The organism is Ruegeria sp. P10, assembly GCF_056534925.1.
This window is the reverse complement of the sequence record NZ_JBQERJ010000012.1, coordinates 49,650-63,791: the sequence shown is the minus strand read 5'-3', so window position 1 is coordinate 63,791 and position 14,142 is coordinate 49,650. Positions and strand designations below refer to the sequence as shown.

At 59.8% G+C, this 14,142-nt stretch carries 16 protein-coding genes; 14 read left to right on the top strand and 2 right to left on the bottom strand.

Features of this window, described 5'->3' with window-relative positions:
- The first annotated feature begins 93 nt into the window (after positions 1-93).
- The 3 genes from ACR0FB_RS18295 to ACR0FB_RS18285 all read left to right on the top strand — a co-directional run bounded on the left by ACR0FB_RS18295 (position 94) and on the right by ACR0FB_RS18285 (position 2,423).
- The gene (locus ACR0FB_RS18295; protein WP_152457042.1) at positions 94-972 is read left to right on the top strand and encodes a LysR family transcriptional regulator; all 879 of its coding nucleotides are present in this window, start codon (positions 94-96) and stop codon (positions 970-972) included.
- A complete protein-coding gene (locus tag ACR0FB_RS18290; RefSeq protein WP_210093788.1) occupies positions 969-1,883 on the top strand; it encodes a DMT family transporter in 915 nt (304 codons plus the stop codon). Before ACR0FB_RS18295 ends, ACR0FB_RS18290 begins: the two co-directional genes overlap by 4 nt.
- Before the next feature lie 126 nt (positions 1,884-2,009).
- Positions 2,010-2,423 (top strand): universal stress protein, encoded by a 414-nt coding sequence (locus tag ACR0FB_RS18285; protein WP_171637612.1) that lies wholly within the window; start codon positions 2,010-2,012, stop codon positions 2,421-2,423.
- On the opposite strand, the gene ACR0FB_RS18280 is transcribed toward ACR0FB_RS18285, so the two are convergent.
- Positions 2,420-2,755, bottom strand: a complete 336-nt coding sequence (locus ACR0FB_RS18280; protein WP_170344797.1) for an ArsR/SmtB family transcription factor — start codon at positions 2,753-2,755, stop codon at positions 2,420-2,422. The two genes, ACR0FB_RS18285 and ACR0FB_RS18280, sit on opposite strands and share 4 nt — an antisense overlap.
- A gap of 231 nt (positions 2,756-2,986) precedes the next feature.
- Between ACR0FB_RS18280 and ACR0FB_RS18275 the strand changes: the two genes are divergently transcribed.
- From ACR0FB_RS18275 to ACR0FB_RS18250, 6 genes are all read left to right on the top strand, one after another.
- Complete coding sequence (locus tag ACR0FB_RS18275) at positions 2,987-3,319, top strand: AtpZ/AtpI family protein (RefSeq protein ID WP_171637611.1); 333 nt, start codon at positions 2,987-2,989, stop codon at positions 3,317-3,319.
- 2 nt (positions 3,320-3,321) lie between these two features.
- Positions 3,322-4,080: a F0F1 ATP synthase subunit A gene (locus tag ACR0FB_RS18270; RefSeq protein WP_171637610.1), complete on the top strand. Its 759-nt coding sequence runs from the start codon at positions 3,322-3,324 to the stop codon at positions 4,078-4,080.
- Positions 4,081-4,128: 48 nt separating this feature from the next.
- Positions 4,129-4,353, top strand: a complete 225-nt coding sequence (locus ACR0FB_RS18265) for a F0F1 ATP synthase subunit C (protein WP_005981269.1) — start codon at positions 4,129-4,131, stop codon at positions 4,351-4,353.
- Between the two features lie 86 nt (positions 4,354-4,439).
- Positions 4,440-4,991 (top strand): F0F1 ATP synthase subunit B', encoded by a 552-nt coding sequence (locus tag ACR0FB_RS18260; RefSeq protein ID WP_171120301.1) that lies wholly within the window; start codon positions 4,440-4,442, stop codon positions 4,989-4,991.
- Between the two features lie 5 nt (positions 4,992-4,996).
- Positions 4,997-5,557, top strand: a complete 561-nt coding sequence (locus ACR0FB_RS18255) for a F0F1 ATP synthase subunit B (RefSeq protein ID WP_152457049.1) — start codon at positions 4,997-4,999, stop codon at positions 5,555-5,557.
- 201 nt (positions 5,558-5,758) lie between these two features.
- Entirely contained in the window at positions 5,759-6,592 is an 834-nt protein-coding gene (locus ACR0FB_RS18250) for a hypothetical protein (RefSeq protein ID WP_210093786.1), read from the top strand.
- A 42-nt stretch (positions 6,593-6,634) separates the two neighbouring features.
- On the opposite strand, the gene ACR0FB_RS18245 is transcribed toward ACR0FB_RS18250, so the two are convergent.
- Positions 6,635-7,405, bottom strand: coding sequence for a FadR/GntR family transcriptional regulator (locus tag ACR0FB_RS18245; RefSeq protein ID WP_152457051.1), 771 nt, complete (start codon positions 7,403-7,405; stop codon positions 6,635-6,637).
- Between the two features lie 150 nt (positions 7,406-7,555).
- Here ACR0FB_RS18245 and ACR0FB_RS18240 point away from each other — a divergent pair, with 150 nt between their 5' ends.
- The 5 genes from ACR0FB_RS18240 (at position 7,556) to ACR0FB_RS18220 (ending at position 14,133) form a co-directional block, all read left to right on the top strand.
- Entirely contained in the window at positions 7,556-8,749 is a 1,194-nt protein-coding gene (locus ACR0FB_RS18240) for an aminotransferase-like domain-containing protein (protein ID WP_480621564.1), read from the top strand.
- Positions 8,749-9,201, top strand: a complete 453-nt coding sequence (locus ACR0FB_RS18235; RefSeq protein WP_245218195.1) for a hypothetical protein — start codon at positions 8,749-8,751, stop codon at positions 9,199-9,201. Before ACR0FB_RS18240 ends, ACR0FB_RS18235 begins: the two co-directional genes overlap by 1 nt.
- Positions 9,202-9,341: 140 nt before the next feature.
- Positions 9,342-12,797 (top strand): chromosome segregation SMC family protein, encoded by a 3,456-nt coding sequence (locus ACR0FB_RS18230; protein WP_480621563.1) that lies wholly within the window; start codon positions 9,342-9,344, stop codon positions 12,795-12,797.
- Positions 12,798-12,850: 53 nt separating this feature from the next.
- Entirely contained in the window at positions 12,851-13,201 is a 351-nt protein-coding gene (locus ACR0FB_RS18225) for a hypothetical protein (RefSeq protein ID WP_171637600.1), read from the top strand.
- Positions 13,202-13,335: 134 nt separating this feature from the next.
- Positions 13,336-14,133 carry a class II glutamine amidotransferase gene (locus ACR0FB_RS18220; RefSeq protein WP_209835282.1) on the top strand — a complete coding sequence of 266 codons (798 nt, stop codon included), beginning with the start codon at positions 13,336-13,338 and terminating at the stop codon, positions 14,131-14,133.
- Positions 14,134-14,142 lie beyond the last annotated feature (9 nt).

The following is a 14,142-nucleotide window of genomic DNA, read 5'->3' as shown; positions in this document are numbered from 1 at the left end:
CTTGTCCTGCGCCCAATATGATTGTTGCGTTGATGAACAAAACTCGGATACATCAACAGTTATTGTTGGAAATTGCACAGTGACGACATTGCCATGGATAATTGGGATGAAGTGAGAACCGCCTATCAGGTGGCACGCATGGGGACGGTCAGCGGCGCGGCAGAGGTTCTGGGTGTTCACCACGCCACCGTGATCCGTCACATTGATGCGATCGAGGCGCGATTGGGTGTCAAACTGTTCCAGCGCCATGCCCGTGGGTATACGCCTACCGAAGCAGGCGACGATCTGTTGCGCGTGGCACAGGCGACCGAAGATCAGTTCAACCAGCTTGTCGGCCGGATGAAGGGTCGCGGAGACGATGTCTCGGGTGAATTGGTCGTGACATCCCTGGGGTCTCTTGCCCCGTTGGTGGTGCCGACGCTCACCGCGTTTCAAAAGATGCATCCGGACCTGATCGTGCGATACCTGACGGGCGACCGGCTGTTCCGGTTGGAATACGGTGAGGCGCATGTGGCGATCCGCGCCGGATCGGCCCCTGATCAACCCGACAATGTCGTCCAGCCTTTCCGACAAGAGGAAGTTGGTCTTTATGCCAGCGCCTCGTACATCGAACGGTTCGGCAAGCCATCCGGAATCGAAGATTTTGCACGCCATCACTTCGTCAGTTCCGATGATGAGACCAGCCGCGCGCCGTTCACACGCTGGCTGCGCGCGACGGTACCCGCCGATCGCATCACCTTCCGCTGTACCAACAACTTCTGCATGCGCGAGGCCGTTCTGGCCGGTGCCGGCATCGGCTTCATGGCTCGTTGGGAGGCTGCCCGCCACGACAATCTGGTCGAGGTGATTGATCCGCTGCCGGAATGGTTCGGCAATTTGTGGCTGGTGACCCACGTGGATTTGCACCGCACCACCAAGGTACAGGCCTTTCTGAGCTTTCTGAAAGAAGAAGCCAAAGGCTGGCAGCCATGAGCCCGCAGATGCGTGGCCATCTGGCCATGCTTGCCTTTTCAGCCCTTGTGGCAGGCAGCTTTTCGCTGGGGTCCATGATCGCCAACGAAATCGCGCCAGCCGCCCTGAATGCGGTTCGCTTTGCGATTGCCGCTGCCGTGATTGGTTTGGCCGCCTTGGCGACAACCGGCCTGCCGCGCAGCGCCGCGCAGGCCCCTTGGCGCTATCTGGTGCTCGGGGCGTTGTTCGCCACCTATTTCGTCCTGATGTTCTATGGGTTGCGAACCGCCCCACCTGTCAGTGCAGCGGCGGTGTTCACCCTGACACCAGTTGTCTCTGCCATGGCCGGTTGGGTCTTGTTGCGCCAGATCACGACTCCGCGCATGGCGCTGGCCCTGACCATTGGCGCCGTGGGGGCGCTTTGGGTGATTTTCCGGGCCGATTGGCAAATGTTCCGCGCCTTTGAAATCGGTGGCGGCGAAATCATCTATTTCTGGGGCTGCGTCGCCCATGCGATCTATACGCCCATGATACGCAAGCTGAACCGAGGAGAGCCCGCCGTGGTATTCACCTTCGGTACGCTGGTCGCCGGGTGTCTGTTGTTGGTCGTCTTCGGCTGGTCGGACCTGATGGCAACCGATTGGGCCGGGCTTCCGGCTATTGTCTGGATCGGTCTGTTCTATATTTCGTTATTTGCAACGGCAGCCAGCTTCGTGCTGGTGCAGTTTTCTTCTTTGCGGCTGCCGTCGGCCAAGGTCATGGCCTATACCTACCTGGTTCCCAGCTGGGTCATTCTGTGGGAGATTGCGCTGGGCAAAGGCGTGCCAACCGGTTTGATCCTGGGTGGTGTGGCGCTGACAATCATCGCCCTGCTGATGTTGTTGAAAGAGGAAGTCCCGCCCTCGGTGCCTGTTCGCCGCGCCGTGGAATAAGCCATGTCTTCGCTGGAAAAACCCGACAGATCCTAGATGCATTCCAGAGGTGGAATTTGTTGAGCCAGATCAAGGCGCCCCTGCGGGCTCTTCCATAACCTCTTTGGCAGGCAAATGGAGGAGATCATGTTCAAACATATCATGTTGCCGGTTGACCGGCATCTACCGCCCGAAGTTCGCAAAGCAGCCGATGTTGCCGCGCAGGTTGCAAAATGGCAGGGCGCCAAAATCACTCTGGTCAGCGTTACCGGGGCCCATATGGGTGAATCCTCGGAAACCGAGGCCGAGATCGACAAGGAGTTGGCGGAGTTCACCGAACAGTTGGCCGCAGAAAGTGGATCAGACGTTTCCATGCGCAAAATCCACTCGGTCGACGTTGCCGCAGAGGTGGACAGCGATCTGAACCGCGCGGCCGAGGAGATTGGCGCAGATCTGGTCATTGTCGGCACCCACGCGCCCCGGATCACCGACTATATTTTTTCCAGCCACGCCGGTTATCTGGCGAAACACGCCAGCATGTCTGTTTTTGTGGTGCGCTAGGCCTCGCCCGACTTTGGCAGTTCAGCTTCCAGAAACCGTTCGAACGCGTCCAGATTGACGGGCTCGAATTGTCCGAACCCCTGCATCCAGACCGAAGCGGCGCGCAAGGCGTCGGGTTCCAGCTTGCACCATTTTACCCGCCCGCGTTTTTCCTGACTGATCAGACCGGCCTTGGTCAGTATGACCAGGTGTTTGGAAATCGCCGCCAGCGACATCTCGAACGGTTCGGCCACATCCGTCACCGCCATGTCATCCTCCAGCAGCATCGCCAGAATGGCGCGGCGGGTGGGGTCGGCGAGGGCTGCAAAGACGGTGTCGAGATCGTTGGACATGCGTCCGCTCAACCATAGCTGCCGGGATTGGTCAACCATTTGGTTGAATATGCGGATTCAGGGCCTTGGCGGCGCAATGGTGGCCCTCGAAACCAATGACACGCCCTGTGGGTTCTGAAAATCATAAAATTTTCAATGCTTTAGGCTGCGTCAATGAGGGCATTCAAGGTCGTTGACTCTGGGCGCTTCGCGCCTTAGCACCATGCCCAAGATTGTACGAGGGAAACGCCCGTGACCGATGATGACCAAAAGCAGCGTATGGCGCAGCTTGAGGCCAAGATCGAAGCGGCGAAAAAGGCCAAAGCGCCAAAGCCTCGTGCGGATGCTGACGTGTCCGGGGGCGAGCTTGCCTGGCGGATGGTCATCGAAATGGTATCCGGTCTGGGGATCGGATTTGGCATCGGATACGGGCTGGACAGCCTGCTCGGGACGATCCCGATCTTTCTGGTGCTGTTTACATTGCTGGGCCTTGTCGCGGGCGTGAAGGTTATGCTCCGCAGCGCGAAAGAGGCTCAAGAGAAACAAACGGCGGCAACGGCTGCCGAGAAGGACGAGAGGGACTGAACGTGGCAACCGAGACCACCGCAGCAGAAGGCAGCAGCCTGGTATTCCACCCGATGGATCAGTTCATCGTCAAGCCGCTGTTCGGCGACGGTGCAGTAGGCATGTTCACGGTCACCAACGTGACCCTGTGGTTGTTCTTTGCGGTGCTGGCCATAATCGCTCTGCTGGTGCTGCCCACTTCGAAACGCGCCATCGTTCCGACCCGTATGCAGTCGGTGGCCGAGCTGGCCTATGGCTTCATCTACAAGATGCTGGAAGACATCTGCGGCAAGGAGGGCGTGAAATACTTCCCCTATGTCATGACTTTGTTCATGTTCATCGTCTGCGCAAACTTCCTGGGGCTGATCCCGACCTCGTTCACCACCACGTCGCATTTCGCCGTGACCATCCCGCTGGCACTGGCTGTGTTCCTGACCGTGACCGTGCTGGGTTTCGTGAAGAACGGCGCCGCATTCCTGGGCCTGTTTTGGGTCTCCAGCGCGCCTCTGGCGCTGCGCCCGATCCTGGCGCTCATCGAGCTGATCTCGTACTTCGTACGCCCTGTCAGCCACTCCATCCGTCTTGCCGGTAACGTCATGGCAGGTCACGCGGTTATCAAGGTTTTCGCAGGCTTCGCCGCGATTGCCGTGATCTCGCCCGTGTCGGTTCTGGCGATCACTGCAATGTATGGTCTTGAGGTCCTGGTGGCCTTCATTCAGGCCTACGTATTCACCATTCTGACCTGTGTTTATCTGAAAGATGCGCTGCATCCTTCGCACTAAGGTCCGATACCCCAACATCGAAACTTCCAATTCGTAAGGAGACACATCATGGAAGGCGATCTCGCACACATCGGCGCAGGCCTGGCAGCAATCGGTTCCGGCGCAGCCGCAATCGGGGTGGGCAACGTTGCAGGCAACTTCCTGGCCGGCGCCCTGCGCAACCCTTCGGCGGCAGCTTCGCAGACCGCAACCCTCTTCATCGGTATCGCGTTCGCAGAAGCCCTGGGGATCTTCGCATTCCTGGTCTCGCTGCTGCTGATGTTCGCCGTATAATCTGCGGAACCTGATCCTTACGCGCAGGTGGGTCCAAGCCATAGCGGCCCACCTGTTGTAAAGACACGTTTCCGACGGAGGATATCATGGCGACTGAACCCCTTACAAAAGAGGTAGCTGGCTCGTGCGTCGACTCCTATGGCTCTGCCATCGGGATGCCACAGCTCTGCTTCGATTGGTTCCCCAACCAGATTTTCTGGCTGGTCATTACGCTGGTCGTCATCTTTCTGGTCCTGTCCCGCGTGGCTCTGCCCCGCATCGCGGCAATCCTGGCTGAACGTCAGGGGACCATTACAAATGACCTGGCTGCGGCCGAAGATCTGAAGGCCAAGGCGGTCGAGGCCGAAGAGGCCTATAACAAGGCGCTGGCCGATGCCCGTGCCGAAGCGCAGCGTATCGCTGCCGAAGCACGTGCGGAAATCCAGGCAGGTCTGGATGATGCGATTGCCAAGGCGGATGCGGAAATCGCTGCCAAGGCGGCTGAATCGGAAAAGGCAATCGCCGAAATCCGTGCCGGTGCGCTGGAAAGCATTCAAGTGGTTGCCAAGGATACGGCGGCTGAACTGGTCACCGCACTGGGCGGCGAGGCAGATGCCAAAGCCATCAACAGTGCAGTAGACGCACAGACGAAAGGATAAGTGACATGCGGAACACTCTTGCCCTTATCCTGACCGTTGGTGCCGCCAGCCCCGCGCTGGCTGCAAGCGGCCCGTTCTTCTCGCTTGGCAATACCGACTTTGTCGTCCTTCTGGGCTTCATCGTCTTCATCGCGGTCCTGTTCTATTTCAAGGTACCCGGTATGATCGGCGGTGCGCTGGACAAACGTGCCGAAGGCATCAAATCCGAACTGGACGAAGCCCGTGCTCTGCATGAAGAAGCCCGCAGTTTGCTGGCCTCGTACGAGCGCAAGCAGCGTGAAGTTCAGGGGCAGGCCGATGCGATTGTCGCGGCAGCGAAGGAAGACGCGGCCTTGGCAGCAGAACAGGCGAAAGCTGACTTGGAAAAGTCGATCGAACGTCGTCTGGCCGCAGCTCAGGACCAGATCGCTTCGGCCGAAGCGTCTGCACTGAAGGAAGTGCGTGATCAGGCCGTTTCGGTTGCGGTTTCGGCGGCCAGCTCGGTTCTGGCAAAGCAAATGACCGCAGCGCAGGCCAACAAGCTGATCGATGCATCGATTGCAGATGTGGATGCCAAGCTGCACTGACGGGTGACCCCGACAGACACGTGATACAGACGACCCGAGAGCTTTTGGCTGTCGGGTCTTTTGTTTTTGCCGTGCTTCTGTTTCTGTTGTTTGGAACACTCCGAATCCTACGACCTGCCGGGGATCAGGTTGATAGGAGCGCCCTGATGGGGGCGTGAAAACAACAGGGAAAGACAGGCGGTGTCAGGCAACGCAGTTTCGATGAATATTGTCGGCGTCGTCCGAAATGGCGGGTCGGCGCTGATCGACACGATCAACAGGATCGAAAACCTGTCTGCGCAGTTGCACCGGTTCACCGTCACCATTGCCACGAACGACAACACGGACGGTACGGATCAGGTGTTGTCCGACTATGCGGGGCAAAACAGGCATGTCGATATCCTGCGACTGGATGGTCTTGCGTCAGAATTGCCAAACCGGGTCGAGCGTATCACGGCGGCCAGAAACGCAGTTCTCAAAAAACTCGAGGATCAGGACAGGGATCTGGAGTTGACGCTGGTGTTGGATCTGGATGGGCCGAATACCTGCCTGGATGCTCAGGCGGTTCTGACAGCAGCACAGCGGGTCGCCCCGTTGTGGGAGGGCGTTTTCGCCAACCCCAAACCAGCATATGATGATATCCACGCCCTGCGTTGTTCGGGTTGGTGTGATGAGGACGTATGGCAACGCATTCAAAGCACGCGCAGGCCGCTGTTCGGGCGTCGCAAATGGCGCCGGTCTGTCATGAAGTCCGCTGTTTTTGACCGCCAGTTCCACATTCCTGCCGATACGCCCCTAATCCCGGTCGACAGCGCATTCGGCGGTGCCGGGTTGTACAAATCCCGCGCGCTGCGAGGGTTGCGCTATTCTTGCCGGGACGAAAAAGGCCAACAGGTGTGCGAACATGTAATGCTGCACAAACATCTGAGAGATCGCGGCGCAAGGCTGTTCATCGACCCGGCGCTGACGACACTGGCCGCTGAGGACCGTTTGGGAGAAGGCAGCGGCGCGCCGTTCCCCCGACATCTGCTGCCAGCCGCGTCGGGCGCTGCCTAGTCCCGGCCTTGCCCTGCCTAGTCTGCAAAATCGGGGCCGCGCTCAGCCCCGCCCGGTTTCGTGTTGCAGCCTTTGTTGCGCAATAGCTTCGTTTCGATCGGCCTTTTGCTGGTCCGCCATACAGCGTTCCACAAAATCCAAATGGCGTTCGATTGCATTTCGGGCGGCCAGGGGATCACGCTCTTGCAGCGCCGCATTGATGGCGCGGTGCTGGTCCAGGATAGCCTCGCGGGTGGCGCGTTGACGGAACATGGTCTGACGGTTGTAGAACACCCCCTGCACCAGAAGGTCATACATCGACCGCATCATGTGCAGCATCACCACATTGTGGCTGGCTTCGATGATGGCCATGTGGAATTCGGCGTCCAGCTGCGCCTCGTCATTCGCTGCGTTTCGGTTGTGGGCCGCCTGCATCTTGTCAAAGATCGCCTGAACGACCTTCAGGTCGCTGTCTGATCCCAGGCGCGCGGCTCGTTCCGCCGCCAGCCCTTCCATGTCTCGGCGAAAGGACAGGTAATCGAATACAGCTTCTTCATGGCTGCCGAACAGACGGATCAGTGCCGGTGAAAAGGCAGAGCCCAGAACCTCGGCCACATAGATCCCGGATCCGGCTTTCGCAGTCAAAAGCCCCTGTTCCTGAAGGTCAGAAATTGCATCTCGCAGGGACGGGCGCGAAACGCCCATGCGCTCTGCCAACTCCCGCTCGGATGGTAGGCGCTCGCCGGGGCGCAGGATGCCTCGCAGGATCAAAAGCTCGATCTGGCGAACAACTGCGAGCGACAGCTTTTCCGTCTGAACTTTGTGAAATGGCATCTCATCTTCCGAAAGTGGTCAACTCATTTGACCATGGACGCCGGTACTGTTCAAGAATCCCCGATCGCATCCGCTGATTAATTAGGTCAGCAATATTGACTTTAATGGGGGAGAGCTTAGGCTGCACCGAATTGAGATCGGAGGAGCCTCATGTCCCAACACCCTTTGTTTGCCACCCGGGCCTCGCGAATGAAAGCGTCAGAGATCCGCGAATTGCTGAAGCTGCTCGACCAACCCGGCATCATTTCCTTTGCCGGTGGGATTCCTGATCCCGCATTGTTTCCCGCCGATGCGTTTGCACAGGCGTTTCAGCAGGCTCTGGGGCCGGATTTTCAAGCGCAGGCGCTGCAATATTCGGTTAGCGAAGGCTATGTCCCATTGCGGCAGTGGCTGGCGCAGCACGTGCGCGAAATCGGGGTGGCCTGTAACATCGACAACATCCTGATCACCTCGGGGTCGCAGCAGGCGCTGGACTATCTGGGCAAGCTGTTCCTGTCCCCCGGCGACACGGCCCTGGTCGGGTGGCCCACTTATCTGGGTGCGCTGGCGGCATTCAACGCCTACGAGCCGCGCTTTGACCGGCTCAATGGCAATCAGGGGGCCAAGGAATACAAGGCCGCAGCGGGCGAAGGCGCAGTGAAATTTGCCTATCTGTCGGCGGATTTTGCGAACCCGACAGGAGAAACCGTGGACTTGCAGGGCAGAGAGGCGTTGCTGGATCTGGCCGAGGAACTGGATTGCGCGTTGATAGAGGACGGAGCCTATCAGGCTCTGCGCTATGACGGGGACCCGATCCCACCCATACTGTCATTGGAGCAGGCCCGCAAAGGGTCAATCGAGGACTGTCGGACGATCTATTGCGGCAGTTTCTCGAAAACGCTGTCGCCGGGTTTGCGCATGGGGTGGGTGGTTGCGGCCAAGCCAGTCATTTCCCAGATGGTGCTGCTGAAACAGGCAGCGGACCTTCACTCCGCGACCATCAACCAGATGGCCGTGCATCAGGTGGCGCAGGCCTGTTTCGACACCCATATTCCGAAAGTACGAAACGCCTATCGCGCCCGTCGTGATGTGATGCTGAACGCGATGGACCAGCATATGCCTGACGGGGTGGATTGGACACGTCCCGAAGGGGGGATGTTCATCTGGGTCACGTTGCCCGAGGGGATGGTTGGCTCTGACCTGCTGGCGCGTGCGTTGGACACCGTCAAAGTAGCATTTGTTCCGGGGCAGGCGTTCTTCCCGGATGGCAGCGGGGCAAACACGATCCGTCTCAGTTTTTCGAATTCTGACGAGGCGACAATCCGCGAAGGTATTCGCCGGCTGGGAGAGGTGCTGCGGGCCTGATGTTCGGAAAGGTTCTGTTAACCAAAATGCTGCAACTCTGCGGCATGATCCGGTTTCTCGCACCTCTCTTGCTGGCCGCCTGCGCCGCCGGCACTCCGCATTTCCGCGACGTTCCCGCCACGCGCGTGGCTGTGAATGGCAGTGTCTTTGATGTGCGTGTGCGCGGCGACCTGGCCGAGGCTGTGCGGATCAACGCGCAATACGCCCCTCGGCTGGGCCCGGTCCGGGATCGCGCCGCTTTGGCGATGGCGCAGGTTTCGGGATGTCCGATCCTGGACGTGCTGGGGGACGCAGCCGTGACCGTTGGGGTTTTGGGGTGTGACCGCGATGCGGGTGAGCGGCTTTTGCTGACGGCCGTCTCGACCCCCAATTACGAATGCATCGACTTTGGTCTTTATGAAAACGTCGGTGGGGAAAACGGGTATCAGGTCTTTGAATGCACCCCATATTGAGATGCGCGCGTTCTTGCGTATTTCGGCAAGATGTTGTGGATAACTCGGGCTGATATCCCATATCCTGCGCAACTCCGTTGACTCGGACCCCATCCCTTGCGCAGACTTCCAATGCACAGGAATCATGGGACACGCAGCCATTGCGTTTCAGCAAGCTCAAACTGACCGGCTTCAAAAGCTTTGTTGATCCGACCGATTTGATCATCGCGGACGGGTTGACCGGTGTGGTGGGCCCGAATGGTTGCGGCAAATCCAACCTTCTGGAAGCTTTGCGTTGGGTGATGGGCGAAAACCGCCCCAAATCCATGCGCGGTGGCGCGATGGAAGACGTGATCTTTGCCGGGGCCGCCACGCGACCCGCGCGCAACTTTGCCGAAGTTGTCCTGACCATGGACAACTCGGAACGTCTGGCACCGTCAGGGTTCAACGACAGCGATCAACTCGAAATCGTTCGCCGCATCACCCGCGATGTGGGCAGCGCCTACAAGACCAACGGCAAGGATGTGCGCGCGCGCGATGTGCAGATGTTGTTTGCGGATGCTTCGACCGGTGCGCATTCGCCCGCTTTGGTCGGGCAGAACCGCATTGCCGAACTGATCAACGCCAAGCCGCGTGCCCGTCGGCGCATTCTGGAAGAGGCCGCCGGGATCTCGGGCCTGTATCAGCGTCGCCATGAGGCCGAGCTCAAGCTGAAAGGCACCGAAGCCAACCTGACCCGCGTCGATGACGTGCTGGAGCAGTTGGGCGGACAACTGGCCCAGCTTGCGCGTCAGGCCCGTCAGGCGGCCCGCTATCGTGAAATTGGCGAACAGCTGCGTCAGGCCGAGGGGATGCTGCTTTATCGACGTTGGAAAGAGGCCGACATGGCCCGCCAGCAGGCCGAAGAAAAACTCCGTGAGCGGATCACCGAAGCCTCCCGTGCCGAGGTCGAAGCCCGCGCCGCCGCCGCAAAACGTGCCGAGATCGAGGAAACCCTGCCGCCTCTGCGCGAGGAGGAGGCCATTGCCGCCGCCGTGCTGCAACGCCAGCAGGTGCAGCGCGATCAATTGTCCGATCAGGAAACCCGCGCCCGTCAAACGATCGAGACGCTGACCAACCGGATTCAGCAGCTGGCCAACGATATCGAACGCGAAGCCGGTCTGAACCGCGATGCGGGACAAATGATTGAACGGCTGGAATGGGAAGCGCGCGAATTGGCCAAGGCAGCAGAAGGTCACGATGAGAAAGTGGCCGAAGCGGCGGAAATCGCCCGCGAGGCAGCCTCGATCTTACAGGAACGCGAAGACCACCTGTCGCAGCAAACCGAGGATATGGCCCGTCTTGTCGCCCGGCACCAGTCCGCCCAGCGTCTGGTCGAAGACAGTCGCAAGACACTGGCCCGATCCGAGAGTGAAGAGGAAGAAGCCCGGAAAGCCGTGGACGAGGCCAAGACGGCCCTGATCCGCGCCAGCGAGGCGTTTGAAGACGCCCAATCGGGCGAAGAAGAAGCCCGTGAAGCGGTGGAAGCCGCCGAAGAGGCGCTTGCCGCGGCGGATGAACTGCGCAACGAAACGCAGGCGCGCGAAGCCGAGGCCCGGGCAAGACGGTCCGAGGCAGAAGGCGAGCTGGGCGCGATCCGGGCCGAAACCACGGCGCTGGCCAAGCTGGTGGAGCGCGACACGGCGGAAGGCGGTCAGGTGCTGGACCTGCTGCGCGTCGAACCCGGCTATGAAAAGGCTTTGGGTGCTGCTCTGGCCGACGATCTTCGCGCGCCGCTGGTCGAGGGTGACGGGCCATCCGGCTGGGTGCAGGTGGCTGGATATGACAGCGACCAGCCATTGCCTGAAGGGGCCGAGCCTCTGGCGCTTCATGTATCGGGCCCCGATCGTCTCAGCCGACGCATTGCGCAGATCGGGTTGGTGGATGCGGATCAGGGCGGACGGTTGCAGGCATCGCTGAAGCCGGGCCAGCGGCTCGTGTCCCGCTCGGGCGACCTTTGGCGCTGGGACGGGTTCCGTGCCTGGGCCGAAGACGCGCCAAGTGCTGCTGCTCTGCGGTTGGAGCAGCTCAACAGGCTGGAAGCACTGAAACAGGACCTTGCCCGTGCCGAAGCACAGGCTGACGGTGCCCGGGCCGCGCATGAGGCGCTGTCACAGCAATTGGCGGACGTGACCGAAGCAGACCGGCGCGCGCGTGAGGCCCGCCGTGCTGCTGATCAGCGCATGGCCGAAACCGCGCGCGCACTGTCGCGGGCCGAGGCCGACCGCAATCTGGCCCAGGGCAAGCTGGAAACCCTGACCCTCGCCGTTGACCGCCACAAGGACGACGCCATGGCCGCCCGCGCGCAACTGCGCGAGGCCGAAGCGGCTTTGGCCGGTCTGGGTGATCTGGACAGTGCCCGCGCGCAGGTCGAAGACATCAAGCAGACGGTCGAGGCGGCGCGGATCACCATGCTGACCCACCGCTCGACCCATGACGAGCTGCGCCGTGAGGGGGACGCCCGCACGCGTCGCACCCAGGAGGTCGCGAAAGATCTCAGCGGGTGGCGCCACCGTTTGGAAACGGCTGAAAAGCGGATTTCCGAACTTGCCGAGCGCAAGGAAAGTTCGGAAGAAGAGCTGACGGAGGCCATGGCCATGCCCGGCGAAATCGCCGAGGCGCGTGAGGAGCTGAACGAACAGATCGAAGCCGCCGAAGCACGGCGCGCCGAAGCCGCCGACAAATTGGCCGAAGCCGAGGCTATGCATCGTGAAATCGTTTTGGCCGAACGGGAGGCCGAGCGTCTGGCATCAGAAGCGCGCGAAAGCCGTGCCGCGGCCGAGGCGCGTTGTGACGCGGCCAAGGAAAGTGTTGTCGCGGCGGCCGAACGGATTGCCGAGGATCAGCAACTGACCCCAAACCAATTGCTGAACCAGCTGGACGTGAACCCCGACCAGATGCCAGCTGCGGACGTTCTGGAATCCGAAGTGAACCGTCACAAACGTCAGCGCGACGCGATGGGGGCCGTGAACCTGAGGGCCGAGGAAGACAGCAAGGAAGTTCAGGAAGAATTCGATACGCTCAGCAGCGAAAAAGCCGATCTGGAAGAGGCAATCAAGGCGCTGCGCAGCGGGATCGCTAGCCTCAACCGCGAAGGGCGCGAGCGGTTGCTGACTGCGTTTGAACAGGTGAATTCAAACTTTGCGATGCTGTTCAAGCATCTATTTGGGGGTGGCGAGGCCAATCTTGTGATGGTCGAAAGTGACGACCCGCTGGATGCGGGCCTTGAGATCATGTGCCAGCCGCCTGGCAAGAAACTGTCGACTCTCAGCCTGCTGTCGGGCGGAGAACAGACCCTGACGGCGACCGCGCTGATTTTCGGCGTCTTCCTTGCCAATCCAGCTCCGATCTGCGTGCTGGACGAGGTTGATGCGCCTCTAGATGATGCAAACGTGACGCGTTTCTGTGATCTGCTGGACGAGATGTGCCGCCAAACTGACACGCGGTTCCTGATAATCACTCACCATGCGGTGACGATGGCGCGCATGGATCGCCTGTTCGGTGTCACCATGCAGGAACAGGGCGTCAGCCAGCTGGTTTCGGTCGATCTGAAGAAGGCCGAACAGATGGTCGCCTGACCGCTCACTGCAAATTTATGACGATTGCGGCTTTATCGCGCTAACCTGAGCGCATGACGCGCTTTCTGATCCCCGCCCTCATCGCCGCCGGCCCTGTCTTTGCAGCCGACTGGCCCGTCAAAACCGGGGATACGCCCCTTACAGCCGCAGAGCTTGATGCTTTGGCGGGGCAGACGCTGACCTTTTTCGACGACGGACAGGCCAAATTCTCGGCCGGGGGCGCCTATTCCTATACATATGCAAGCGGAGATTCTGCCTTTGGAACTTACGCGATTGCCGATGATGGCAGCGTGTGCATCGCTTACCGCAATGGGTTCAGCCGATGCGATTTGTACGTACGCAACGGGGACAGGTTGATCCTGATTGACGAAAAAGGCGATCGGTATCCGGTGCGTAGTAAGTGAAATTGATCTGAGGTTCTTGCAGTTTCTGCGCATTTGATAGGGGAAATCCGAAAAATCAGATAATGTATGGGAGAAAATCTGATAACCAAGGTGGTATTGTCCCGAAAATTTTCACTGACGGACGGAGACAGGCAATGTGCCGATTCTTGGCTTGGGTTGGGCGGCAGCGATACCTGGACGAACTGGTCCTTGAGCAAGAACAATCGCTTGTCATTCAAAGCCGAAATGCATTGATCGGAAAAACGCCGATAAACGCGGATGGGTTCGGTCTGGCATGGTATTCTGATCGTGATACGCCGTGTTTTTACAAGGACACCCATCCGGCGTGGTCCGATGCCAATCTGAAGCAATTGGCGCATCACACGAAATCCCGGCTGTTTCTGGCCCATGTACGGGCCTCGACCGGTACGGCGACCTCGCGCAACAACTGTCACCCCTTTGGCGTCGGCAGGTGGAGTTTCATGCATAACGGTCAGGCCGGGGGTCATGAACGAATCCGGCAAGAGCTTGACGCCATGATCCCGGCGCATCTGTACCAGCATCGTATGGGCGCAACCGAGAGCGAGGCGATCTTTCTCATCGCTCATGGCGAAGGGCTGGACACCGATCCTGTGGGTGCAATGGCCCGTGCGGTCGGTCGGGTCGAAGCCCTTTCCAGGCGCCGCGGAGCATCACCCTATCTTCGGTTTGCCGCCTGCTGGTCGGACGGCAAACGGGTTTTTGCGGCCCGTTATGCCTCGGATCGGTTTGCCCCCAGCTTGCACTACAAGGCCTGCAAAGACGGTATCATCATTTCGTCCGAGCCATTGGATGCCAACAACGAGGGATGGCTCGAGATACAGCCCAACACGGCAATCGAAACCGAGGGTGCCACGGTGACGACGCACGCCTTTGCGCCCTGTGTTCCGCAGCAACGGGAATGGGTCGCGTAAGCGTGGTTG